This window comes from Burkholderia sp. PU8-34 (assembly GCF_053427725.1).
Window position 1 is genome coordinate 184,490 of the sequence record NZ_JBSAXC010000007.1, and the last position, 22,900, is coordinate 207,389.

Annotated in this window: 23 protein-coding genes; 9 read left to right on the top strand and 14 right to left on the bottom strand. The window is 65.3% G+C overall.

Going from position 1 to position 22,900, the window contains the following annotated elements; genetic code table 11:
* Positions 1-206 precede the first annotated feature (206 nt).
* The 5 genes from gcvH to lipA all read left to right on the top strand — a co-directional run bounded on the left by gcvH (position 207) and on the right by lipA (position 7,067).
* The gene (gene gcvH / locus ACV22Z_RS18805) at positions 207-581 is read left to right on the top strand and encodes a glycine cleavage system protein GcvH (protein ID WP_448077790.1); all 375 of its coding nucleotides are present in this window, start codon (positions 207-209) and stop codon (positions 579-581) included.
* A gap of 11 nt (positions 582-592) precedes the next feature.
* On the top strand, positions 593-3,457 hold the full coding sequence (gcvP, locus tag ACV22Z_RS18810; protein WP_448077791.1) for an aminomethyl-transferring glycine dehydrogenase: 2,865 nt from the start codon (positions 593-595) through the stop codon (positions 3,455-3,457).
* A gap of 155 nt (positions 3,458-3,612) precedes the next feature.
* On the top strand, positions 3,613-4,869 hold the full coding sequence (gene glyA / locus ACV22Z_RS18815) for a serine hydroxymethyltransferase (RefSeq protein ID WP_448077792.1): 1,257 nt from the start codon (positions 3,613-3,615) through the stop codon (positions 4,867-4,869).
* A gap of 95 nt (positions 4,870-4,964) precedes the next feature.
* On the top strand, positions 4,965-6,089 hold the full coding sequence (gcvT, locus tag ACV22Z_RS18820) for a glycine cleavage system aminomethyltransferase GcvT (RefSeq protein WP_448077793.1): 1,125 nt from the start codon (positions 4,965-4,967) through the stop codon (positions 6,087-6,089).
* 3 nt (positions 6,090-6,092) lie between these two features.
* Positions 6,093-7,067, top strand: a complete 975-nt coding sequence (lipA, locus tag ACV22Z_RS18825; protein WP_448077794.1) for a lipoyl synthase — start codon at positions 6,093-6,095, stop codon at positions 7,065-7,067.
* Between the two features lie 91 nt (positions 7,068-7,158).
* Here the strand turns inward: lipA and ACV22Z_RS18830 are convergent, their stop codons facing one another.
* Both ACV22Z_RS18830 and ACV22Z_RS18835 read right to left on the bottom strand, forming a co-directional pair.
* Entirely contained in the window at positions 7,159-8,295 is a 1,137-nt protein-coding gene (locus ACV22Z_RS18830) for a branched-chain amino acid ABC transporter substrate-binding protein (protein WP_448077795.1), read from the bottom strand.
* Between the two features lie 14 nt (positions 8,296-8,309).
* The gene (locus ACV22Z_RS18835; protein WP_448077796.1) at positions 8,310-8,483 is read right to left on the bottom strand and encodes a hypothetical protein; all 174 of its coding nucleotides are present in this window, start codon (positions 8,481-8,483) and stop codon (positions 8,310-8,312) included.
* Here ACV22Z_RS18835 and ACV22Z_RS18840 point away from each other — a divergent pair.
* Positions 8,482-9,420 carry a LysR family transcriptional regulator gene (locus ACV22Z_RS18840; RefSeq protein WP_448077797.1) on the top strand — a complete coding sequence of 313 codons (939 nt, stop codon included), beginning with the start codon at positions 8,482-8,484 and terminating at the stop codon, positions 9,418-9,420. The two genes, ACV22Z_RS18835 and ACV22Z_RS18840, sit on opposite strands and share 2 nt — an antisense overlap.
* A 50-nt stretch (positions 9,421-9,470) precedes the next feature.
* Here ACV22Z_RS18840 and speB read toward each other — a convergent pair whose 3' ends face one another.
* Positions 9,471-10,448, bottom strand: coding sequence for an agmatinase (gene speB / locus ACV22Z_RS18845; RefSeq protein WP_448077798.1), 978 nt, complete (start codon positions 10,446-10,448; stop codon positions 9,471-9,473).
* Positions 10,449-10,727: 279 nt separating this feature from the next.
* Here speB and ACV22Z_RS18850 point away from each other — a divergent pair, with 279 nt between their 5' ends.
* The gene (locus ACV22Z_RS18850) at positions 10,728-11,501 is read left to right on the top strand and encodes an IclR family transcriptional regulator (protein WP_448077799.1); all 774 of its coding nucleotides are present in this window, start codon (positions 10,728-10,730) and stop codon (positions 11,499-11,501) included.
* 134 nt (positions 11,502-11,635) lie between these two features.
* Here ACV22Z_RS18850 and ACV22Z_RS18855 read toward each other — a convergent pair whose 3' ends face one another.
* The 6 genes from ACV22Z_RS18855 to ACV22Z_RS18880 all read right to left on the bottom strand — a co-directional run bounded on the left by ACV22Z_RS18855 (position 11,636) and on the right by ACV22Z_RS18880 (position 16,787).
* Positions 11,636-12,427: a hypothetical protein gene (locus tag ACV22Z_RS18855; protein WP_448077800.1), complete on the bottom strand. Its 792-nt coding sequence runs from the start codon at positions 12,425-12,427 to the stop codon at positions 11,636-11,638.
* The gene (locus ACV22Z_RS18860; RefSeq protein ID WP_448077801.1) at positions 12,424-12,735 is read right to left on the bottom strand and encodes a creatininase family protein; all 312 of its coding nucleotides are present in this window, start codon (positions 12,733-12,735) and stop codon (positions 12,424-12,426) included. Before ACV22Z_RS18860 ends, ACV22Z_RS18855 begins: the two co-directional genes overlap by 4 nt.
* A 38-nt stretch (positions 12,736-12,773) precedes the next feature.
* Positions 12,774-13,682, bottom strand: a complete 909-nt coding sequence (locus ACV22Z_RS18865) for an NAD-dependent epimerase/dehydratase family protein (protein WP_448077802.1) — start codon at positions 13,680-13,682, stop codon at positions 12,774-12,776.
* Between the two features lie 98 nt (positions 13,683-13,780).
* Positions 13,781-14,584: an IclR family transcriptional regulator gene (locus ACV22Z_RS18870; RefSeq protein ID WP_448077803.1), complete on the bottom strand. Its 804-nt coding sequence runs from the start codon at positions 14,582-14,584 to the stop codon at positions 13,781-13,783.
* Positions 14,585-14,603: 19 nt separating this feature from the next.
* Complete coding sequence (locus tag ACV22Z_RS18875) at positions 14,604-15,341, bottom strand: SDR family NAD(P)-dependent oxidoreductase (protein WP_448077804.1); 738 nt, start codon at positions 15,339-15,341, stop codon at positions 14,604-14,606.
* A 42-nt stretch (positions 15,342-15,383) separates the two neighbouring features.
* Positions 15,384-16,787, bottom strand: coding sequence for an APC family permease (locus ACV22Z_RS18880; RefSeq protein WP_448077805.1), 1,404 nt, complete (start codon positions 16,785-16,787; stop codon positions 15,384-15,386).
* A 520-nt stretch (positions 16,788-17,307) separates the two neighbouring features.
* Here ACV22Z_RS18880 and ACV22Z_RS18885 point away from each other — a divergent pair.
* Positions 17,308-18,783, top strand: coding sequence for a purine-cytosine permease family protein (locus tag ACV22Z_RS18885; protein ID WP_448077806.1), 1,476 nt, complete (start codon positions 17,308-17,310; stop codon positions 18,781-18,783).
* A 56-nt stretch (positions 18,784-18,839) separates the two neighbouring features.
* Positions 18,840-19,745, top strand: a complete 906-nt coding sequence (locus ACV22Z_RS18890) for a polysaccharide deacetylase family protein (RefSeq protein ID WP_448077807.1) — start codon at positions 18,840-18,842, stop codon at positions 19,743-19,745.
* A gap of 112 nt (positions 19,746-19,857) precedes the next feature.
* Here ACV22Z_RS18890 and ACV22Z_RS18895 read toward each other — a convergent pair whose 3' ends face one another.
* From ACV22Z_RS18895 to ACV22Z_RS18915, 5 genes are all read right to left on the bottom strand, one after another.
* Positions 19,858-19,992: a hypothetical protein gene (locus tag ACV22Z_RS18895; RefSeq protein ID WP_448077808.1), complete on the bottom strand. Its 135-nt coding sequence runs from the start codon at positions 19,990-19,992 to the stop codon at positions 19,858-19,860.
* Between the two features lie 5 nt (positions 19,993-19,997).
* Entirely contained in the window at positions 19,998-20,297 is a 300-nt protein-coding gene (locus ACV22Z_RS18900) for a hydrogenase maturation factor (RefSeq protein WP_448077809.1), read from the bottom strand.
* Between the two features lie 66 nt (positions 20,298-20,363).
* Positions 20,364-20,786: an NUDIX hydrolase gene (locus tag ACV22Z_RS18905; RefSeq protein WP_448077810.1), complete on the bottom strand. Its 423-nt coding sequence runs from the start codon at positions 20,784-20,786 to the stop codon at positions 20,364-20,366.
* A 505-nt stretch (positions 20,787-21,291) separates the two neighbouring features.
* Positions 21,292-22,401: a porin gene (locus ACV22Z_RS18910; RefSeq protein WP_448077811.1), complete on the bottom strand. Its 1,110-nt coding sequence runs from the start codon at positions 22,399-22,401 to the stop codon at positions 21,292-21,294.
* Complete coding sequence (locus ACV22Z_RS18915; protein WP_448077812.1) at positions 22,402-22,848, bottom strand: Rieske (2Fe-2S) protein; 447 nt, start codon at positions 22,846-22,848, stop codon at positions 22,402-22,404.
* Positions 22,849-22,900 lie beyond the last annotated feature (52 nt).

The following is a 22,900-nucleotide window of genomic DNA, read 5'->3' on the forward strand; positions in this document are numbered from 1 at the left end:
GCCACTGGTCGCCGACCACGCCTCGCCGAAGGAGAAGCGCCCTGTCGGGACGCGTAATCTCTCAGGCAAATGGACAGAGGGGGCATCAGGCACGCAGCCTGGAATGCCCCGGTCCGGATGCCGATCCCTCGATCATCCTCCCGCCGTTGCCGTTCCGGCTTGCGTTTGCCATTTCACTTAGCGCAACCCTGTCAGGAAGTGAGCAAATGAGCGAGATCAAGTACACCGAATCCCACGAATGGCTGCGTCTGGAAGCGGACGGCAGTGCCACCGTCGGCATCACCGATCATGCACAGTCGCAGCTTGGCGATCTCGTCTATGTCGCGTTGCCAGGCGAAGGCCGTGCCTTTTCCCGGGACGAGGAAGCCGCGGCCGTCGAGTCGGTCAAGGCCGCCGGCGAGGTCAAGATGCCCGTGTCCGGCACCGTGCTGGAAGTCAATGCGTCGCTTGCCGACGAGCCGAGCCTCGTCAATGAGGCGGCAGAAAGCGATGGCTGGTTCTTCCGCATGCGTATCGACCATCCGGAACAGTTGGACGGCTTGATGGACGGGGCTGCCTATCGTGCCTATATCGGCGCCTGAGGAAGACTGCCATGATCCCTTTCGACTCCCTCACCCAGCGAGCGTTGTTCGTCCGGCGCCACATCGGCCCCGATGCCGACGAACAACGCGCGATGCTGACCGAACTCAACGTGGGCTCCCTCGATGAACTGATCGCGCAGGTGGTACCGGCAGCGATCCGCAGTGACGCCCCGCTGGCCCTGCCGCAGAGTTGCACCGAAGCCGAGGCACTGGACAGGCTGGCCGAGCTGGCGAGCCGCAACAAGGTCTTCAAGTCCTTCATCGGCATGGGATACCACGACACGCACACCCCGCCGGTGATCCAGCGCAATGTGCTGGAGAACCCGGCCTGGTACACCGCCTACACGCCGTACCAGCCGGAAATCTCGCAAGGCCGCCTGGAAGCCCTGCTCAACTTTCAGACCATGATCGCCGATTTGAGCGGCCTCGAAATCGCCAACGCGTCGATGCTGGACGAAGGCACGGCAGCCGCCGAGGCCATGACGTTCTGCCAGCGCCTCGCCAGGTCGGAAAGCCAGGTGTTTTTCGTCGCACGTGATTGCCATCCGCAGACCATCGAAATCGTCCGCACCCGTGCCGAACCGATCGGCATCGAGGTGATCGTGGGCGATCCACGCCGGGACCTGTCGGGCATCGACTGCTTCGCAGCGTTGCTGCAATACCCGGGCACCTACGGCGACATTCACGATTACCGCGGCGTTGTCGACGCACTGCATGCCAACGGTGCGCTGGCGGTGTTCGCCGCTGATCTGCTTGCATTGACGCTGCTCACGCCGCCGGGCGAATTCGGCGCCGACGTGGCGGTTGGCACCACCCAGCGTTTCGGCGTGCCGCTCGGCTACGGCGGCCCTCACGCCGGCTATTTCGCGACGCGCGACGCGTTCAAGCGCAGCATGCCGGGGCGACTGGTCGGCCTGTCGGTCGATGCCCATGGCCGCCCCGCCCTGCGCCTGGCCATGCAGACGCGCGAGCAGCACATCCGGCGCGAGAAAGCCACCAGCAACATCTGCACCGCGCAAGTGCTGCTCGCCAATATCGCCGGCTTCTACGCTGCCTACCATGGTCCCCAGGGCCTGACCACCATTGCACGACGTATCCACCGCCTCACCGCGACCCTGGCCGCGGGTCTGCGCCAGCTCGGGTATGCCGTGCCGACCGAGTACTGCTTCGATACGATCACGGTCAACAGCGGCAGTCGTACCGCTGCGGTGCACGTCGCGGCCTGCGCGCGCCACGTCAACCTGCGTTCCATCAGCGACCACCAGGTCGGCATCGCGCTGGACGAGACGACCACGCCCGAGGACGTCGGCACGCTCTGGACGATCTTCGCCGAAGGCCGGGCGGTTCCTGACTTTGCGGTTGTGGAAGCGACTACCGCCGACGCACTCCCCGCCCCCCTGCAGCGCCACAGTGCCTTTCTCACCCATCCGGTCTTCAACAGCCACCATTCGGAAACCCGGATGCTGCGCTATCTTCGTCGCCTCGCCGACCAGGACCTGGCGCTCGATCGCACCATGATTCCGCTCGGTAGCTGCACGATGAAGCTGAACGCCACGACCGAGATGGTGCCGATTACGTGGCCGGCGTTCGCGAAGCTGCATCCGTTTGCGCCGGCCGAACAGGCCGAAGGCTATCGCGCGCTGGCGCAGGAACTGGAAGCCATGCTGTGTGCGGTCACCGGTTACGACGCCGTGTCGCTGCAACCGAATGCCGGCTCGCAAGGCGAATACGCCGGCTTGCTGGCGATCCGCGCGTACCATGCGAGCCGCGGCGAGGCGCAGCGCAACGTATGCCTGATCCCGTCGTCGGCACACGGTACCAACCCGGCATCGGCGCAAATGGTCGGCATGCGGGTCGTGGTGGTCAACTGTGACGACGCCGGCAACGTCGACATCGACGACCTCAACGCGAAAGCCGCTCAGCACAGCCGCGACCTGGCCGGGATCATGATCACCTATCCGTCTACCCACGGCGTGTTCGAAGCGCGCGTGCGCGACGCGTGCGACATCGTCCATGCCCATGGCGGCCAGGTCTACATCGACGGCGCCAACATGAACGCACTGGTCGGCCTCGCCCAACCGGGCGCCTTCGGCGGCGACGTGTCTCATCTGAACTTGCACAAGACCTTCTGCATCCCGCACGGAGGCGGCGGCCCCGGCGTGGGTCCGATTGGCGTCAAGGCCCATCTGGCGCCGTTCCTGCCCGGGCACGGCGCGGGCCGGGTAGCGGGAATCGGCGCGGTATCCGCGGCCCCGTTCGGCAGCGCAAGCATCCTGCCGATCACCTGGACCTATATCACGCTGATGGGGGCCCAAGGCCTCCAGCGCGCGACCGAGGCAGCCATCCTCAACGCCAATTACGTCGCCAGCCGCCTGGCGCCGTACTACCCGATTCTCTACACGGGCCCGAACGGCCGCGTGGCGCACGAATGCATCATCGACCTGCGCCCGCTCAAGGACAGCAGCGGCATCAGCGTCGATGACGTCGCCAAGCGCCTGATCGACTTCGGATTTCACGCGCCGACCATGAGCTTTCCCGTGCCAGGCACGCTGATGATCGAGCCGACCGAGTCGGAATCGAAGGCAGAGCTCGACCGCTTCATCGACGCGATGATCGCCATCCGTGCCGAGATCGCCGCGGTGGAAGCGGGCACGCTGGACGCGAACGACAATCCGCTGAAACACGCTCCGCACACCGCGGCCGAACTGGTGGACGCGTGGCGCCACGCCTATTCGCGCGAGCAGGCCGTCTACCCGTATGGGGTAGCGAAGATGGCAGCCGGCAAGTACTGGCCGCCGGTGTCGCGCGTCGACAACGTGTATGGCGACCGCAATCTGGTGTGCTCGTGTCCGCCGATGGAAGCGTATCGATCATAGCGTGGCACACCCGTTCGCCCGGCGGATCGGATCTCCGCATGCGAGCGGGCTGTTCCGGCGATTACCGCATTTAACCCATAACGAGACGAAGGATACGCATGCGGCGCAACGCCTGTCGGGCGTCGCGCGCGGCTCCGACGTCGGGAGAAAGACGAATGTTCAGCAAAGACATGCAGATCGAAGGTTTCGACAACGAACTGTGGGCGGCGATGGAGCATGAGCGCACGCGCCAGGAAGACCATATCGAACTGATCGCATCCGAGAACTACACCAGCCCGCGCGTGTTGCAGGCGCAAGGCTCGGTGCTGACCAACAAGTACGCCGAGGGCTATCCGGGCAAGCGGTACTACGGCGGCTGCGAATTCGTGGACATCGCCGAGCAACTGGCGATCGATCGCGCGAAGGCGCTGTTCGGCGCCGACTACGCCAACGTGCAACCGCACTCCGGCAGCCAGGCCAACGCCGCTGTCTACATGGCACTGATCGAGCCGCACGACACGATACTCGGCATGAGCCTGGCTCACGGCGGCCACCTGACGCACGGCGCGCACGTCAACTTTTCCGGCAAGCTGTACCGGGCCGTGCAGTATGGGCTGAACGTGGAAACCGGCGAGATCGACTACGATCAGGTCGAGGCACTCGCGCAACAGCACAAGCCGAAAATGATCACGGCCGGCTTCTCGGCCTACTCTCGCGTCGTGGACTGGGCACGATTCCGCCGGATCGCCGACGCCGCGGGCGCCTTCCTGTTCGTCGATATGGCTCATGTGGCCGGCCTCGTGGCCGCGGGACTCTACCCGAACCCGCTGCCCCATGCCGACGTGGTGACCACCACGACGCACAAGACGCTGCGCGGCCCGCGCGGCGGCCTGATTCTGGCGCGCGCGAACCCGGCGATCGAGAAGAAGCTCAACGCCATCGTGTTTCCCGGCATCCAGGGCGGCCCGCTGATGCATGTCATCGCCGCCAAGGCGGTGGCGTTCAAGGAAGCGCTCTCCCCTGAATTCAAGGCCTATCAGCAGCAGGTGGTCGCCAACGCCAGGGCGATGGCCGCCGTGTTCGTCGAGCGCGGCTACGACATCATCTCCGGTGGCACGGACAACCACCTGTTCCTGGTGAGCCTGATCCGCCAGGGGCTGACGGGCAAGGCCGCCGATGCAGCCCTGGGCAGCGCACGCATCACCGTGAACAAGAACGCCGTGCCCAACGACCCGCAGAGCCCGTTCGTCACCAGCGGCATCCGCATCGGCACGCCGGCGATTACCAGCCGCGGTTTCAAGGAGGCCGAAGCAAGCGTCGTGGCGTGCTGGATCTGCGACATCCTGGCCGACGTGGAAAACCCGTCGGTCATCGAGCGCGTGAAGCGCCAGGTTGCCGAACTGTGTGCCGCATTCCCGGTATACGGCCGGTAATCGGCGAGTCCTGATCGTCCGGGCCGTCGCGTCGGCGTCCCCGCCCGGATCCCCCGCAACGCATGCTCGCGCCCCCCCCCCCCACATTTTCTGGAATGACGATGACCACTCAACTTTCCCGTACCCCACTCCACAGCCTGCATGTCGACCTTGGCGCGAAGATGGTCCCGTTCGCCGGTTACGAAATGCCGGTGCAGTACCCGCTCGGGATACTGAAGGAACATCTGCACACACGTGACAAGGCAGGCCTTTTCGACGTCTCCCACATGGGGCAGGTCATGCTGTCGGGCACGGCTGCCGCTGCCGCGCTCGAAACGCTGGTGCCGATCGACGTGATCGATCTGCCGGCGGGCATGCAGCGCTATGCGCTGTTCACGAACGAACAAGGCGGCATTCTCGACGACCTGATGGTGACCCACCTCGGCGACGGCGATCTGTACGTGGTCGTCAACGCCGCTTGCAAGGCTCAGGACATCAACCATCTGAAGGAAAAGATCGGTCACCGTTGCGAGGTCGTCGAACTTGCCGACCGTGCGCTGCTGGCATTGCAAGGCCCGGCCGCGTCATCCGTTCTGGGACGCCTCGTGCCCCGGCTGGCCTCGCTGACCTTCATGCAGAGCACCAGGGTCGAACTGGCCGGTGCGCAATGTTATGTCAGCCGCTCCGGCTACACCGGCGAGGACGGCTACGAGATCTCGGTTCCGGCCAGCCGCGCGGAAGCACTGGCGCGCCTGCTGCTGGACGACCCGCTGGTCGAGCCGATCGGTTTGGGCGCACGCGACTCGCTGCGCCTCGAAGCGGGCCTGTGCCTGTACGGCCACGACATCGACACCGGCACCACACCGATCGAAGGCAGCTTGCTGTGGGCCATCTCCAAAGTCCGGCGTCCGGACGGCGCGCGCGCGGGCGGCTACCCGGGCGCCGATACGATTGCCCGGCAGCTCGTGGAAGGCGTGAGCAGAAAGCGCGTCGGCCTGCGCGTGAACGACAAGGTGCCGGTGCGTGAAGGCGCCGACCTCACCAGCCTCGACGGCCAGACGATCGGCAAGGTGACCAGCGGCGGGTTTGGTCCGACGCACGGCGGCCCGGTGGCCATCGGATATGTCGCGGCCGAGTTCGCGGCACTCGGTACGGCGCTGAATGCCATCGTACGCGGCAAGCCAGTGCGGATGGAGGTGGCCAAAACCCCGTTCGTGCCGCAACGATACTATCGGGGTTGAGCGATGGCGAACACGCAAACCAGCAAGATTTCGATGGCCGCGGGAACCAGGCTCTCCGCCGCCGAGAAAATGGCACGCATCCCCGTGAAGATCGTCGCGACCGAGCCGGCCCGGATGTTGCGCAAGCCGGAATGGATTCGCGCGGCCTTCCCGGGCTCGCGCGAGGTGCTCGCGCTGAAGAAGATCCTGCGCGAACAGAAGCTGCACACCGTGTGCGAAGAGGCAAGCTGTCCGAACCTCGGCGAATGCTTCAGCCATGGTACGGCCACCTTCATGATCATGGGCGACATCTGCACCCGGCGTTGCCCGTTCTGCGACGTCGGGCATGGCCGCCCCAATCCGCTCGATCCGGACGAGCCGGTGCGGCTGGCCGAAACCATCGCGGCCATGCGGCTCAAGTACGTGGTGATCACGTCCGTGGATCGCGACGACCTGCGCGATGGCGGCGCCGCCCACTTCGCCGCCTGCATCAGCGAGGCCCGGCAAATCGATCCGCTGCTCAAGATCGAAGCCCTGACGCCGGATTTTCGCGGGCGGTTCGACGTCGCGCTGAAGATACTCGCAGCCGCTCCGCCGGACGTCTTCAACCACAACCTGGAAACCGTGCCGCGCTTGTACCGCGAGGCGCGGCCGGGCGCCGATTACCAGCATTCGCTCAACGTGCTGCAGGCGTTCAAGTCCGCGGTGCCGCACGTGTCGACCAAGTCAGGCCTGATGCTTGGCCTCGGTGAGCGTCTGGAGGAAGTCGAACGGGTCATGCACGATATGCGCGCGCATGGCGTGGACATGCTGACCCTTGGCCAGTACCTGCAGCCGTCCCGGCACCACCTGCCAGTCCAGCGCTTCGTCACGCCGGCGGAATTTGCGCAACTGCGAGAACGCGCGCAGGCGCTCGGGTTCAGCCAGGTCGCCTCCGGACCGATGGTGCGCTCTTCGTATCACGCCGATCTGCAGGCCAGGGGCGAAGCCGTCCGGTGACACGCACGATGCGGGCCCTGCTCGCGGGCTGTTTTCGCGCAGAGCGCGGTCGCGCATCGTGCGGGTCGCGTGCGACGCGACCCGCTTCGGGTTACTGCTTCGTTGGCGAAGGAACGCCCTGCCGATACGTATAGATCGTGATCGGTGAATCTCGCAAATCGCGATTCCGGTCGAACTGGTAGTGCCCCGAAACGCCCCGAAAATCGATGTCGGCGAACGCGGCGCGATACTTCGCCGGATCGGTCGAGCCGGCCTTCTCCATCGCCTGCGCGACGAGGTTCATCCCGTCGTAGAGCGCCGCGCTGTAGGTCAGCGGATCGGTTGCGAACCGCTTCCTGTAGTCCGCCCTGAATTGCCGGCCTTCGGGCGTCTGCTCCAGCACCGGCCCGCCCTGCGGGCAATAGACCCGCTCGTCGACCGCGGCGCCGCCGAGCTTCCCGAGTTCCGCGTTGCACATCGCGTCACCGCCCATCAGGTAGCCGTTCATGCCGAGTCGCTTCATCTGCCGGCGCAGCGCGCCCGCCTGCGCGTAGTAGCCGCCATAGAAGATCCCTTCCGCACCGGTGCCCTTGATGTGCGTCAGGATCGACACGAAGTCCGTCGCCTTGTCGGTCGTGTATTCGCGGTCGACGATCTCGATCCCGTTGGCCGTCGCCGACCGGATGAATTCGTCGGCGACGCCCTGGCCGTACGCGGTACGATCGTCGATCACCGCGATGCGCTTCACCTTGAGCTGCTGCGCGGCGAAGGTGCCCATCCGGCTGCCCAGCTGCGTGTCGCTGGCGGAAATCCTGAAGACGAACGGATAGCCGTGCTGCGTGATCGACGGATTCGATGCGACAGTCGCCATCACGATGCTCGCGTTATTCACGAGGTTCGAGATCGGAATCGCGACCCCCGAGTTGAACGGCCCGAAGATGATCTTGACGTTCGCATCGACGAGATTCTGCGCGACCGTCATGCCCGTGCGCGGATCGGCGGCGTCGTCCTGCGAATCCAGCTCGAAGTGCGTCTTCCTGCCGCCGATCACGACGCCCTGCGCGTTCAGGCGCTCGATCGCGAGCCGCACGCCGTTCTCGTCGTCCTTGCCGATCGCTGCCTGCGGGCCGGTCAACGGCCCCGTCAGGCCGATCCTGACGACCTGCTCGTCACCCGCGACGGCGCACATCGACGCCAGACCGAGCACCACTCCCGCCGTCAGCTTCATGTGTGCTTTACGCTTGCTCATCATCGTTTTCCCCTTCAATCGCAGGTTGGCATCGCCGCCGGTCTCGCACCGGCCTCGTCGCGCCGGGGAGCGACGCCATCGTCCCCACCGACACGAAATTGATTCTGGCCAATCAATTTCCTCAATAAAATGGTCAATTCCCGGAACTTGCTTCGGCAGTTTCCGAAATAATCCAGCGAGTCGACCATGAAGCTCCAGGACACGGATCTCAAACTGCTGCGTATTTTCGAAACGATCGTGCAATGCGGCGGCTTCGCGGCCGCTCAGCCGATTCTGAACATCGGTGCGTCGAGCATCAGCGAGTACATGGCCCAGCTCGAAACCCGGCTCGGGATTCGCTTGTGCGAACGCGGGCGCGGCGGATTCCGCCTGACGGACGACGGCGTTCAGCTACACGAGGCGGCGCAGCGGCTGCTCGGCGCCGTCGACACGTTTCAGATGGAAGCCGGCGCGCTGCGCAATCAACTACAGGGCGCGCTGCACTTCGGGATGGTCGAGGCGATCCTGACCGACCAGCAATCGCCGCTGCCGGTCGCGATTCGCAATTTCGGCCGCGCCGCGCCGGATGTGCGGCTGCAGGTTCAGATCGAGACGCCGGGCGACATGGAACGGCACGTGCTCGACGGCCGCCTGCATCTGGCGGTCGGCCCGTTCCCGGCACAGATCGCCGGGCTCAACTACACGCCGCTCTATCGCGAGGAACAGGGGCTCTATTGCGCATCGATGCATCCGCTCGCCGAGCGTGCAAACGAGCGCATCCCGATCGGCGCGCTGAGCCAATGCCGGCTCGCCGCCCGCGCCTATCTCGGGAGCCTCGAACTGAAACTGCTGCGGATGTCGCACGCGTCGGCGCTCGTCGACAATGTCGAAGGCCGCGCGATGCTGATCCTGTCGGGCAACTACATCGGTTTTCTGCCGCCGCACTACGCGCGCCCCTGGGTCGACAGCGGCCTGCTCCTGCGCGTCGACCCGGAACACTACGTCACGCACCTGGAATTCAGCATCATCACGCGCAAAGGCGGCCAGCCCGCGCGTGTCGTGCAGTCGTTTCACGAGCATCTGCTGGCGGCCGCCGCCGAGATCGGCGGCCAGCGCGCCCGCCCGCGCAGGAAACCGGCGGCCTGAGCGCCGTCGCGCCGTGCCAAGGCCGCCGGGACGGCGCCCGGAGACAACCGTCAGCGCGTGCGCTGGCGTCGGATCTTGCGCTGATGCATCACGCGGCCGATCGTGTTGAGCAGCAACTGGGCCGCGAGGATCGACGTCGATCCCGAATGGTCGTAATCGGGCGCGACTTCGACGAGATCGATGCCGACGACATCGCCCTGCTCGGCAAGACCGGCCATCAGCTCGAGTCCCTCGTAGTACAGCAGCCCGCCGTGACTCGGCGTGCCCGTTCCCGGCGCGATCGACGGGTCGAAGCCGTCGATGTCGATGGTCAGGTAGTAGCGCACGCCTTTCGGGATCCGATCCAGCACGCCCTGAATGCCGAGGCGGCGCAGCTCCCGGACCGACACGATGTCCGAGCCCATCCGTCGCGCCTGCGCGTACCCGTCGCGCGCGGTCGACGACACGTTGCGGATGCCGATCTGCGTCATGCCCGACACCACGCTCTTCTCCGCCGCACGCCGCAGCGGATTGCCGTGGCCGTGCCGCACGCCATGCCGTTCGTCGACGAAATCGAGATGGGCATCGAGATGCACGACGTGAAAGGGCGCCTGCCCTTCGAACGCATTGATGCACGGAATGTTGATCGAGTGATCGCCGCCCATCACGACCGGCAGCGCGCCGGCGGCCAGGATCTTGCGCACGCCGTACTCGATGTTCGCGTGACTCTTTTCGGTGTCGGTGTGGATCATGTCGGCGTCGCCGATGTCGACGATGCGCACCTCGTCGTTCGGCAGGTAGACGACGTCGTCCTCGAAGTCATAAGCGCCGCTGTGGCCGAACGAAAACAGCGTCGATGCTTCACGGATCGAACGCGGCCCGAAGCGCGCGCCCGCGCGCCACTGCGTGCCGCAGTCGAACGGGGCGCCCATCACCGCGACGTCCGCGTCGATCGCGTCCCAGTCGAGGCACAGCGAAGACTTCGCGAACGTGCAGATTCCGACGAACGGCAAGTCGAGCCGCCCCTTGTCATAACTGTTCTCGCCCATGTTTCCTCCATCGTCGTCAAGATCGTGCCGCCGCGCGCCCTCAGGCGGGACGCGCGGTCATCGTGTTTCGGCATTCAGTCTAGGGAAAGAGTCAGGCCGGTAAAATACGGCATTTCGGAATCGAACTTCGACCATTTCCGAACTAATTGGGCACACTGGCGCCCGTCGGCCACCGGTGCATTCGCTATTGAATCGAGCGAATCGAACGCCGACACTTGCCATGTCGTCGCGACACGCTCGCGCGTTCCGGCGGCGCCCTTCACCCGAATCGGAGACCAGATGAGCAGCAACGTGCAGTCACTGTTGCGCGGCCTCGAGATCCTCGACGTTCTCGCGGACGCACCGGACGGCAAGGCCAGCCTGTCCGAAGTCACGCGGCTCACCGGCCTGTCGCCGAGTACCACGCACCGGCTGCTCACGACGCTCGTCGACCACGGGTACGTCGGCCGCGACGGCGAATCGCGGTCGTACGTGCTCGGCAACCGCCTGCTGCGTTTCGCGTCGACGATCACGCGCCGGATTTCCGCGCTGCGCGAACTTGCGCGCCCGCGACTCGAGGTGATCACGCGGCAGACCGGCGAAACGAGCAACCTCGTCGTGCTCGACCGTACGGACGCCGTCTACGTAGACCAGATCGAAGGGACGCATACGCTGAGAATGGTTCCCGGCGTCGGCGCGACGTTTCCCGCCTACACGTCCGCGTCGGCGAAGGCGATCCTCGCGTGGCAGCGCGATACACGCTCGCTCGAGCTGATCTTCGGCAGCGCGCCGCTGACGAAGATCGCAAGCGGCACGATCACGGACCGCGAAACCTTTGTCGACGATCTGAACACCGTCGCGACGCGCGGATACGCGATCGAAAAGGATGAACTCGAAGACGGCGTGAGTTGCCTCGCCGCGCCGATACGAGGCCGCGACGGCGTCGCGATCGCCGCGATCAGCGTACCGGGGCCGACCGTCCGCGTGCTGTCGCCCAACGCCGACCGAATCGGGAGTCTGATCAAGGATCAGGCGCTCGTCGTGTCGAAGGCGCTCGGCTTTCGGCAGCGCTGACGGCCTCGTGTCGCACGGCCCCGATCTGCGTGCGCGCCGACGCGCGCGCGCTCAGCATCCACGCCAGATACGCGCGCACGTTCCGTGCGGCGACGTGCCAACGCGTACGCGCGTCGTCGCGCACGACGCCGCCGCTAGCGCCATTCGGCCAGCGCACAGCCGGCCGACGGATATACACCCGACCCTTCGATCGGCCGCCAGCCGCTTTCGCGCGCGTGCGTACCGCCAACGGCAACGGCGAGCGACTCGATCTCGAACGCGATCGCGCCTTCGCGCCACGGCAGCGTCGACAACGTGATTGTTCCGGCACCGCTCACGATTTTCCCGAACGACGACTCGAAATCGACGAACGCTTCGATCTCGGCGCGCGTCGCGGTACCGAGCGCGATCTTGCTGCGCGTGCGCACGGCGGGCGAGGTCCCGAGCGCCCGATCGCGCGCGTAGATGAAATAGTCGCCGGCGATGCACAGAAACGCGCGCCGGAACGCGCCGTCGGCGAAGTCGATCCGTTCGAGCGCGATGCTCGGCCCCGCGCTGTCCGGCAGCCGGTGCCAGAGCTCGTAGTAGTCGGTCGCGATGCCGAACTCCTCGGCACGGTCGCCTTCGAACGCCATCCGGCCGAAGTCGTCGGTTTCGCGCAAACGGTAGTCGATCTGGCGATGCCAGCGGCAGACGTCGCCGTCGACCGACGTGATCCCGCAAAACGCCTCCTGCTGAAGCAACGCGTCGAGCTGCCGGTCGTCGCATTCGCCGATGCTCGCGACGCGGGCAAAATCGACGCGATCGGCCGGCACGCGAATGTCCGCATGCCAGCGCGGCGTCTGCAGCCAGAACACGCGCGTCGTCACGTCCAGCGGCGACGTGCCGCGCCTCAGCTTCGCGCGCTGCCATACGCCGACGTAGTGCTGCGGAACGGACTTCGTCATCGCGCGCCCTCCATGAGCTCCGCTCTCAGCGTGCCGCCGCCGAGACTCGTCGTACCGGGGAAGTGATTCCCGCCACCCATGCGCGGCTGCGACCTGTATCCGTACGCGACCGGCGGCGCGACGAGCGCCGGGGTTCGCTCTGCGACCGCGTTGCAGATCGCACCCGGCAGCAGGTGATCGGTGCCCATCGGCACATGATGTCCGTGCTGCTCCAGCGCGCCGAGCAGCAGCAACACGACGAGCGGCTCAGTCGCCAGGCGGCGCTGGTACTCGGCCCACGTCATTTCTGCCATCGTGTTTGTCGACATGCGTTCCTCCAGAGTGTTCGAATGCCCGACGGCCCCGGTCAGTATTCGTTGTGGCGCAGCCAGTCGATATAGTCGTGAATCCCGCCTTCGAGCGTCCACGACGCGCGGTAGTCGAGCTCTCTTGCGGCGGCGTCGCTGTTCCACGGCCCCTGACGATCGAGATGCCAGTGGCCGGGGCCGATCGTGATGTGCGCGTCCGGCAGTTTCTTCCTGATGATCGCGGCCATTTCGCGCATCGAGCACCGTTCCCCGCCCGTGATGTTGAACACGGAACCCTTCACGCCGGTCGCCCGCGACGCGAGGATGGCTGCACGCGCGACGTCGTCGATGTGGATGAGCTGGAACGGGTGATCGGCGCCGGCCTCCATGGCGAACGGCTGCCCGCCCAGCACCGTCTTGACGATGTCGCGCGTGATCTGCGGCATCTTGTTGCCCGGTCCGTAGACTTCGGACACGCGCAGCGATACCACCTCCATCCCGTACAGGTCGTTGTAGACCTTGCCGAACAGTTCGGTCGCCACCTTGGTCACGCCGTACGGCGTCGTCGGCGACAGCTTGCGGTCCTCCGTCACTTCGCCGTCGACGTGCCCGTACACCGTCTCCGACGAAAAATTGACGAGCCGCTTGATGCCCCCGAGCCGCATCGCCTCGAGCAGGTGCACCGTGCCGTCGATGTTCGCCGCGACGGTCGTGAGCGGCAGCTCGATCGACAGATCCGGGTGCGACATCGCCGCCGTGTGAATCACGGTCGTCACGCCGTATTGCCGGATCGTTCTGACGAGGCACGGGATATCGAACAGTTCGCCCTGCACCGTTACCAGATGCTCGCCACCGATCTCCGCGTAATCGCGATTGAACGACACGACCGTCTGCCCGGCCGCCATCAACTGGCCCACGATCTTGCGGCCGACATAGCCGAGGCCGCCCGTCACCATCGTTGCACTCATTTGCGTCTCCTTTGCGTTAAGCCGATTTCCGCCGATGCCGCCTCGCGCCCGCTTCGACAGGCGCATGCCGGCTTCGGCTCACTTGTGCATGCACCGCGTCACACGGCCGCCCGAGCGAGCTGCCTGAACCCCAGTGCATGCGATACCGCGAGCGCGTGCTTCCCGAGCAGCACGCCCAATCGATCCGGCGCCGGCGCGAGCACCCGGTGCGTCGGCCCCGGGACGCTGATCGCCCCGACCGCGACGCCGCTTCGTCCCCGAATCGCCGCCGCGATGCAACTCGCGCCCTCCGCCAGCTCGCTCTCCTCGACCGCGAATCCGCGCATCACGACGTCGCGCAATGCCGACTCGAAGTCGCGCCGATCGATCAACGTGCGCGCCGCATGCCTGACGAGCGGCTGCGCGTCGAAAATTTCGTCGAGACCGGCGCCATCGATCTGATACGCGAGGATGGCTTTCGCCGATGCGGACGTGTGCGCGGGAAAAATCGAGCCGATGCCCGGCACCATCCTCAATGCACGCGTGCCTTCGATCTGGTCGACGTAGACGACGCTCTGCCCGTCCAGCACCACCAGATTGCTGGTCTCGCCGGTCTCGGCGGTAATGGCCTCGAGATGCGGCCTGACGAGGCGCCGCAATGGCGCCGTGCGCCGCCTGACCGTGGACGAAAAATGGATCATCCGATGACCGATCACGTATCCCTTCGAGTCCGGCTCCCGCCCTACGTAGCCGCGTTCGGCGAGGGTTGCCAGCAGGCGGTGCGTCGTGCTCGCAGACAGGCCGGCCCGCCGCGCGATGTCCGCGAGGCCCGCACGGCCGTCCGGCGAATCGGCCAGCACGTCGAGAATCGTCAGTCCGCGCAGCAGCGCCTGCACGCCGGCCGCGTTCGCGTCGTGTCCCATGCGTCCGTGCCCGCCGCCGTCAGATCGCGGTGCCGCCGTTCGGGCTCACCACCTGCCCGACCATGAAACTGCCGCCCGGTCCCGCGAGGAACTCGATCACCGCGGCGATTTCGTCGGGCTGGCCGAAGCGCTTGAGCGGCACCTGCTCGCGCGTTTCGTCGTTGAACTCGACCGTGTCGTGGATCAGCATGTGTGTCTCGATGGGGCCCGGCGCCACGCAGTTGACGAGCACGTTCGCCGATGCGACTTCCTTCGCAACCGCCTTCGTCAACGCGATGACGGCGCCCTTCGACGCGCAGTACGACGCGTAGCTCGCAAAGCCGATCAGGCCGAGTTCCGATCCGACGTTGACGATCCGGCCGCTGCGGCGCTTCACCATGCCGGGCAGCGCTGCCCGGATCGCGGCGAACGTCCCGCCAAGATTGACGGCCAGCGTGCGCTCGAAGCGCTCCCACGACTCGTCCGCGGTGGCGACCGAGTGCAGGATGCCCGCGTTGTTCACGAGGACGTCGAGCCGGTCGAATTGCGCTTCCGTGGCCGCGACGAACGCCTCCACCTGGCGATGGTCAGCAACGTCGGCCCGATAGAGCAGCGCGTCGCCGCCGTGGTGCCGCGCGAGCGCGACGACTTCCTCGAGCGCGTCCTTCGACTGCTCGTAATTGAGACTCAGCAGCGCGCCCTGGCGCGCGAAGCGCATCGCCGTTGCCAGCCCGATGCCGCGCCCGGCGCCCGTAATTGCGACTACGTTCCGTGTCATGTCGATCTCCATGAGTTGATGCATTTCAACGCGTGCCCCTCGTCATCGCGCGCGGCGTGACCAGCGCGTCGACAGTCGCCACAGCACGATGCCCGCGACGATCAGCACGGCTTCGCCGATCAGGTACTGGCTGTCCTGTGAATAGAGCGCAAAGCCGGTGAACGCGACGACGAAAAGTGGCGGAAACGGCCAGAGCGGCATGCGAAAGGGTCGCTCGACATGCTTCATCGAGACGCGCGAGCGCAGCGCACCGAGCCCGATACAGAAATAGACGGCCGCGATCATCGTCCCGGAGAAGTTGAGCAGCCAGTCGAGATAGCTGAAGAACGCGAGCACGCACGCCGGAATCGCGAGGGCGAGCGTCGCCCGCGCCGGCACCGAATGCGGGTTGAGCGAACCGATGTAGCGGTTCACGGTGTCGGGCCACGCACCGTCCCGGCCGGTTGCATAGACGCCGCGGCCGAAATACATCAGCAGCGAAAGGCCGGCGTTGAACAGTGCGACGGTCACGCCGATGTCGACAACGTACTTCGCCCACGGCCCCATCGCGGCCTCGACCGAATAAAGAACCGGCGACGGCGCCTTCAGGAACGCGTTCAGGTCGGGCGCGGCGACCATCGCCGCGAGAAGCGGCACGATGATCGTGATCGATGCGATGACCGCCGCCCAGACGACTGCCTTGCCGATATTCCTGCGCCCGCCCTTGAGCTCCTCCGCGAACCCGAGCGCGGCGTCGTAGCCGTTGATCACGTTGAATGCCGGCGCGAGCGATGCGAACATCGCCGCGAGACCGACCGCGAGCGTTCCGTTGCTCGTCGCATTCAGCATCGTCGGATGAAACACCAGCTGCCCGAGCGGCTGATGGCCATGTGTGAAGCCCGCCACCGTCACGATGCCGAGCACGGTCAGCTCCACGAAGACCATCACCGCGGTCAGCCACGCGCCGACCTCGACCTTCGTCGTCGCGATGAGCGCCGCCAGTGCGATCGTCGAGGTCGCGACGATTGCGTCCGGAATCGGAAGCGCGGGGATCATGTCGCGCAGAAACTGCGCGATGCCGAGACCGATGGACGCCGGGATGATCACGCCCTGCAGCAGATAGTTGAGCTTCGTGATCCAGCTGAACGGCGCCGGCAACGTCTCGCGCACCAGCGTGTACATGCCGCCCGCGGACGGAAACATCGAAGCCAGTTCGCCCAGGCAGAGCGCGATCAGCACCACGACGCCCATCATCAGGATGTTCACGCCCGCGGCGAACGTCCCGCCGGCGACGAACACCGCGCCGGACAGCAGGAACACCGCCATCGTCGGCGATACGTCGGCCATCGCAAGCCCGACCACGTGGCCGGTCGACAGCCGCTCCTCGAATGACTGCTCCCCGCCCGATTCGCCCGACCTCGGGACGACGCCACATGCGGCGCCTTCGTCCGCCAGCTGCTGCTCCATGTTCGTCTCCTGCGTTGAAGTGATGTTGTGCGCGGCCAGGCGACGCCCGGCATCGGCGATTCGCGGCCGTTTCGAACCCGGCCGCTGCGGCATGTCGGGTACTAGTCTTGTCCGGCGAATTTCGCAGTTCAAGGCCGAATTTCCGGCTGGCGGAAATTCCTGAAAATAGTGTGCGCGGCGGGTGCGCGACGGGTGCGCGGTCGCGATGACGACACGGCCAGCAAGAAAAGCACGGTGAATGCAGGATGGAACGCGGAATCCTCGCCGCGCGTCATCGGAGAAGACGGCGGCCGGCCTGTTCGTCGAATGACGCAAAAAGATCCGTGTACACGATTTGACGTGCCGGTATTTCCATTTCGAGAAATCCCGAAGTTCACTTCGCAAACTCCGTATTTTCTCGACATATTTTGCAACCCAGAATCCAACCCGTCCGCACGAATCCTGACGTTCGCTCCGGCAACGAATCGCGACACACGATGGACGATGCGTACGGACGCAAACCACAACACGAGGAGATGTCATGCAGACACGCAACAGCGACCATCCGTGCGGCGACGTGCAGTCCGACGCAGCGTGGCGCATCGAGCAGCATGCGATCGAGCCGATTCCCGCACGGGATCGTCACGGTACGCCGATCGAGCTGTTCAAGATGTGGATCGGCGCAAACATCAACTACGTGGTCGTCGTGACGGGTGCCCTCGTGCTCACGCAGGGCCTGTCGTTCCGGCAGGCGGTCGGCGCGATTCTGGTCGGCAACGCATTGGGCTGCCTCGTGCTCGGCCTGACGACGATCATGGGCCCGCGCACCGGCACATCGGGCATCATGACGTCCCGCAGTTCGTTCGGTCAGCTCGGTTCGTTCCTTCCCAACTCGGTCAGCGTCGTGTCAGCGCTGAGCTGGTTTTCGATCAATTCCGTCGTCGCCACGCAAGCGCTCGAGTCGTTGCTGAAGCTCATGGGCTGGCAGAGCCACGCGCTGGTGTGGGTGTCGCTCGCGATCGTGCTCGGTGCGGAAATCCTGCTGGCCATCTTCGGCCACGCGACGATCATCGCCGCCGAAAAATGGATCGCGGTCGTGCTCGCGCTGCTGTTCGGCGCGCTCGCCGTGCTCGTGTTTCCGCATGCGAACGCGGTCATCGCGAAAGCGGGCCATCACGACGGCGCCTCGTTCGGCACGTGGCTGATCGCGATGGGTATCGTGTTCGCGTATCCGATCAGCTGGTGCAATTTCGCGTCCGACTACAGCCGCTACTTCCCCGCCGACACAAGCTGGAAAAAGCTCACGGTCGCATCGGGCGGCGGGCAGTTCATCGCGCTGGTGTTCTGCGAGCTGATCGGCGTGCTCTGCGCGACCGCGCTCGGCGGCTCGCTCGGCGACGATCCCGTGAGCCAGCTCTCCGCCTTCCTGCCTGCGTGGTTCACGGTGCCGCTGCTGCTGGCGATCATTCTCGGCGGCATCGCGGTCAACGTCCCGAACGGCTACACCGCGGGACTGGGCCTGCTCGCGATTCGCATTCCGATCAACCGGATCACGTCGCTGACGATCATCGCGCTGTTTACGCTCGTGGTGCGTATCGTGACCGTCTTCTATGGCCAGTTCTACGAACTTTATCAAGGCTTTCTCAACTACATGGTGTTCTGGACCGCGCCATGGGCGTCGATCGTCATCGTCGACTATTTCCTGCGGCGCGGCCGCTACGAGGCGGACGCGTGGATGAAGTGGGGAAGCGGCGCCTACTGGTACCGCAATGGCATCTTCTGGCCCGGCGTGATCGCGCTCGTGGTCGGCACGGCGGCATCGGTACTGTTCTCGAACTCGCCGTCGTATGTCAGCCCGTTGATGCGCGACGCTCTCGGCTGGGGCGACCTCAGTTTCGAGTTCGGCCTGCTGGTCGCCGGCCTCGCGTACTACGCGCTCGCACGGCGACATCCGTCCCTTCGCACGGCATCGCGCCCGATCGGCGCATCCACCGACATCGAAACGCCTTTCGCGTGAACGCACGCTACACCCGACGCACTCCCGATCAATTTCCTTTCACGAGTCCAATCGACATGATCGACAATCCGATTCCCTGGCCCAATGGCGCGAAATGCGCGGCATGCCTGACGTTTGACATGGATGCCGACAGCCTGATCCATCTCGAGCATCCGACGGACGCACACAAGCGCGTCTCGGCAATTTCAATGCTGCGCTATGGGCCGACCATCGCGGTGCCGCGCATCGTGAATACGTACAAGCGTCTCGGCATCCGGCAGACGTTCTTCGTGCCGGCGTGGTGCATCGAGACGTATCCCGAGGCCATCGAAGCGATGCTGGAAGGCGGCAACGAAATCGGCCATCACGGCTATCTGCACGAGAATCCCGCCACGCGCGACGCGGACGACGAGGCGTACTGGCTCGATCGCGGGATCGACGCGATCGTGCGCGCGACCGGCAAGCGGCCGCGTGGCTGGCGCGCGCCGCTTTACAATTTTTCCGATCATTCGATCGACCTGCTACTCGAACGCGACTTCTCGTACGATGCGTCGTTGATGGGCGCCGACATCCCGTATCTGGTCGAGAGCCGCGCAAGCGGCCGCACGCTCGTCGAGCTGCCATCGCATTGGGGACTCGACGACTGGCCCCAGTACGTGCATTCGATGGACCTCGACTACACGATGCCAGTGCGGGCGCCGCACGCCGGGCTTCAGGCGTTCGTCGAGGAGTTCGATGCGTGCTACAAGTATGGCGGCTTGTGGGTGCCCGTACTGCATCCGTTCGCGACCGGACGTCTCGCCCGATGGGAAGCGATGGCGCAATTCATCGAAGCGCTCGTCGCGAGAGGCGATGTCTGGTTCGCGCCGATGGAAGACATCGCCGCTCATGTGAGACGCGTCGTCGCGAACGAGGAATGGGTTCCCATGCGAGACAGAATTCCTCAGTATGGCGGACCAATCGGTGTTTCCCGGACGCGGTGACGGCGGGACATGACGTACAGCCGCCAGCCAGGCGGCTTGCCGCTTGCATCGGCCATTTCCCGGCAAGCTGGCAAAGAGGCGGTCACCGGGGCGGCCGCCCGCTCTGCATCGTTCAGAGCGGCGGCCGTTCTGGCAGGCGATCGCCGATGGATACGCCAGCGAAGAAGCAGCTCGAATGGCAGGGAATCGGCATGGGCGTGAAGCTGCCGTCGCGGTCGCGCGGCACCTCGACCAGGAGCCGATACATGCCGGCTAGTTCCGCGATTGCAGGTCGCACATCGGGACGCTCAGCAGCAGGTCGTCAATGATGATCTGTCCGGCCGCCCGTCCGGCACGCAACGCGTCCAGGCCTTCGGCAAACGGCTTGCCGCGATCGCCTGCCAGCCGCACGGGGGTGAAAAGCAGAGAGGACGTGTCGCGAATCCGGACCTGTACGACTGCAACGTATCCCGGATTGCCGCTCGACGCCTTGGGGCCGGTGTCCGCAAGGCCTGCCTCGCCTTCGCACCGCACGTCGATCGTGTAACCGTGATAGTCGTACGTACTGTTCATCGGTGCCTCGACAGTGCAGATCTACAGTGAAGCCGGCCCATCCAGTCCCGGTATCCGATTACGACGCTATCGGCCCGGAGACACCTCTTCCGCTGCCACAAGTGAACGGCGATACACAAGCTCTACGATCTTCAGCGTAGGCACGCTGGTCGGAAGTGAATGCACCTCGAAACTTCCGAACCATCGGCACCGCGTGATCTCCCTGCCAGGTCGCGGCTTTGCGTGCACCGGGACGTCGGTGACGAATACATGGTGCAGCTTCGTCAATCCCTCGAACTGGAAAGCATAGGTCAATTCCAGACCCACCAGGCCCGTTTCCTCACTGAGCTCGCGACACGCTGCGTCTAGCGGAGATTCTTCAGACTTGATGATGCCTCCCGGCAACGCCCAACGCGACGCAGTGCGCGCCACGAGCAGGACGTGACGCCCCTGGCGGCAAACGATGGTTGCTCGCTCTTTTTGATCGGGCGTGCTCTGTCGGGGGCTCATGTCTGTTGTTACGTTGTTCGAGTAATAGCGCTAGCGCTTCGCTTAAGCGGTCCAGATGTTACCCGACTCATAAGGCAATTGTGAGGCAATCCAAGCGGCCCTGAATAATTCTGTCGGCTACGCGTGTCCTCTGAAACCGCCGTGGAATTTCTCATGCATCGCCACGTCGGCATCTCGTAGTTCTTGAGCCGGACGACAACCATACCGCGCCAATCCGACCGACAACGCGACCGGTGAAATCATCGAAATCAGCGCCGGCGATCGGGTCATCCTGCCGCCGGGATCGACGGTGCGATGGAACGTCTTCGAGCCGCTGCGAGAGGTTTATGCGATCTACCGACTTGATTCGTCAGCGCGTCGAACCTCGTCGTTTCCAGAGAGGAGCCACATCGGCGTCGAATGTGGCTTCGAATGTGGCCCGTATGTGGCCCGTATGTGGCCTCGAACGCGGGGCGGCGGATGGGCCGGCGCCGCCATGACGCCGCCCCCCCAAACAGTCTTGCCGCTAGAACCGCGTCGACAGACCGATCCGCGCGAGCGTCTGCGAGCGGTTGCTTGCCGCGGCGCCCGGCTGCAGCAGCCCGTTGATCCACGCCTGCGTCACGGCGTTGTCGCCGCTTGCGCGCTGGTAGATCGCCTCGACGTACACGAACGTGCGCTTCGAGAAGTGATACTGCACCGCGGCAGTCGCCTGATGCGCGCGATTGCCGTCGAGCGCCGCATTGCCGTGCATGTACGCATAGTCGAGGCCGGCCGACCACGGCCCGGAGATGGTCCACAGCGCGCTCGCCTTGTACACGTCGATCTTCGCGCCGGTCGCGGTGTTCTTCGTGTTCGTGTACAGCAGCATCGCGAGCACGCTCGGGAACTGGTAATGCGCGCCGAACCCGTAGTTGCGGATGCCTTCGTGGCCGTTGCCGAGCTGCGGATACTTGACGTCGACATACGCCGCGCCGAGGCCGAGCGGACCGTTCGCGTAGTTCAACCCGAAGCTCGTCGTCGCATCCGCCGAGAATGCGCCCGGCACGCCGCCGAACCCGTACATCGCGCCGAACGTGAAGCCCGCGATCGCAGGGCTGCGGTACTTGACCGAGTTCGACACACGCGTCGCGCCGGCCATCCGGTCGAAGTCGAACGATCCGGTCGGGTTGTTCGGCACGCCGAGCGCGGAAAACGGCCCTTGCCGGAAATCGTAGATGCCGCCGAACAGGAACGCGCCGTCGAACAGGCCGAGCGTCAGCGTCTCGAACATGAAGTCGTACTGGTTGCCGAACGTCAGCGTGCCGTAGCGGTCGTTCGACAGCCCGACGAGCGAGGTGCGATTGAACAGCTGGCCGGCGCCCGGAATCGTCGAACCGTTGCCGAGATCGAATTGCGACGTCAACTCGAACAGCGCCTTGTTGCCGCCGCCGAGATCCTCGGTGCCCTTGAAGGTCAGCAGGTTCGGCGCGAACACGCCGCTGTCGAACAGCGTCGCCGCGCCGCCGTGCTGGTTGTTCACATAGGTCACGCCCGCGTCGATCAGGCCCGACAACGTGACGCTGCTCTGTGCCGACGCGAGCGCCGGCACGGACAGTGCGCATGCGCACGTCCATTTGATCGTATTGCTCCTCACTTACGTCTCCTCCGTCTCTCGTTGGAATATCTGTCTGTCGACGATGCGCACCGGCACCGCCGTCAATGCCGCGCCTTCGCATGGACCGTCGACGCAGATCCCGTCTTCGAAACGGAACATCGCGCTGTGATGCGCGCACATCAGCCATTGCGCGTCGTAGGTCCAGAACGTGCCCGGCTCGTAGTTCAGCGGAATCGAGAAATGCGGGCAGACATTGCGATACGCCCACGCTTCGTCGCGCCGGCGCAGCACGACGAGGTCCGTGTTGCCTGCGTTGCCCGTGTTGCGCGTGTTGCCGGTGTTGCCCGTATCACCGGCAGCGTCCACAGCGGCGGAATGTGTGCCGCCCCCCTCCGCCCGGTGCGCGCCGCGGGCGACGCATAACGCCCCGCCGTCCGGTACATCGTCGAGCGCACACAGCCGGCCGCGCGCCGGAGCGGCGCTCATGTGCGCCGCTCCGGCACAGCCCGTCGTGGATCGCGTGTCCATGTCGTCCCCT

Coding starts and splice junctions, on each gene's coding strand:
- ACV22Z_RS18900 (WP_448077809.1), bottom strand. CDS start 20,297: ATGAACAGTACGTACGACTATCACGGTTACACGATCGACGTGCGGTGC.
- glyA (WP_448077792.1), top strand. CDS start 3,613: ATGTTCAGCAAAGACATGCAGATCGAAGGTTTCGACAACGAACTGTGG.
- ACV22Z_RS18865 (WP_448077802.1), bottom strand. CDS start 13,682: ATGAGTGCAACGATGGTGACGGGCGGCCTCGGCTATGTCGGCCGCAAG.
- ACV22Z_RS18850 (WP_448077799.1), top strand. CDS start 10,728: ATGAGCAGCAACGTGCAGTCACTGTTGCGCGGCCTCGAGATCCTCGAC.
- gcvP (WP_448077791.1), top strand. CDS start 593: ATGATCCCTTTCGACTCCCTCACCCAGCGAGCGTTGTTCGTCCGGCGC.
- ACV22Z_RS18855 (WP_448077800.1), bottom strand. CDS start 12,427: ATGACGAAGTCCGTTCCGCAGCACTACGTCGGCGTATGGCAGCGCGCG.
- ACV22Z_RS18875 (WP_448077804.1), bottom strand. CDS start 15,341: ATGACACGGAACGTAGTCGCAATTACGGGCGCCGGGCGCGGCATCGGG.
- ACV22Z_RS18860 (WP_448077801.1), bottom strand. CDS start 12,735: ATGTCGACAAACACGATGGCAGAAATGACGTGGGCCGAGTACCAGCGC.
- speB (WP_448077798.1), bottom strand. CDS start 10,448: ATGGGCGAGAACAGTTATGACAAGGGGCGGCTCGACTTGCCGTTCGTC.
- ACV22Z_RS18880 (WP_448077805.1), bottom strand. CDS start 16,787: ATGGAGCAGCAGCTGGCGGACGAAGGCGCCGCATGTGGCGTCGTCCCG.
- ACV22Z_RS18895 (WP_448077808.1), bottom strand. CDS start 19,992: ATGTATCGGCTCCTGGTCGAGGTGCCGCGCGACCGCGACGGCAGCTTC.
- ACV22Z_RS18830 (WP_448077795.1), bottom strand. CDS start 8,295: ATGAGCAAGCGTAAAGCACACATGAAGCTGACGGCGGGAGTGGTGCTC.
- gcvH (WP_448077790.1), top strand. CDS start 207: ATGAGCGAGATCAAGTACACCGAATCCCACGAATGGCTGCGTCTGGAA.
- gcvT (WP_448077793.1), top strand. CDS start 4,965: ATGACGATGACCACTCAACTTTCCCGTACCCCACTCCACAGCCTGCAT.
- ACV22Z_RS18870 (WP_448077803.1), bottom strand. CDS start 14,584: ATGGGACACGACGCGAACGCGGCCGGCGTGCAGGCGCTGCTGCGCGGA.
- ACV22Z_RS18885 (WP_448077806.1), top strand. CDS start 17,308: ATGCAGACACGCAACAGCGACCATCCGTGCGGCGACGTGCAGTCCGAC.
- ACV22Z_RS18905 (WP_448077810.1), bottom strand. CDS start 20,786: ATGAGCCCCCGACAGAGCACGCCCGATCAAAAAGAGCGAGCAACCATC.
- ACV22Z_RS18840 (WP_448077797.1), top strand. CDS start 8,482: ATGAAGCTCCAGGACACGGATCTCAAACTGCTGCGTATTTTCGAAACG.
- lipA (WP_448077794.1), top strand. CDS start 6,093: ATGGCGAACACGCAAACCAGCAAGATTTCGATGGCCGCGGGAACCAGG.
- ACV22Z_RS18890 (WP_448077807.1), top strand. CDS start 18,840: ATGATCGACAATCCGATTCCCTGGCCCAATGGCGCGAAATGCGCGGCA.
- ACV22Z_RS18915 (WP_448077812.1), bottom strand. CDS start 22,848: ATGAGCGCCGCTCCGGCGCGCGGCCGGCTGTGTGCGCTCGACGATGTA.
- ACV22Z_RS18835 (WP_448077796.1), bottom strand. CDS start 8,483: ATGGTCGACTCGCTGGATTATTTCGGAAACTGCCGAAGCAAGTTCCGG.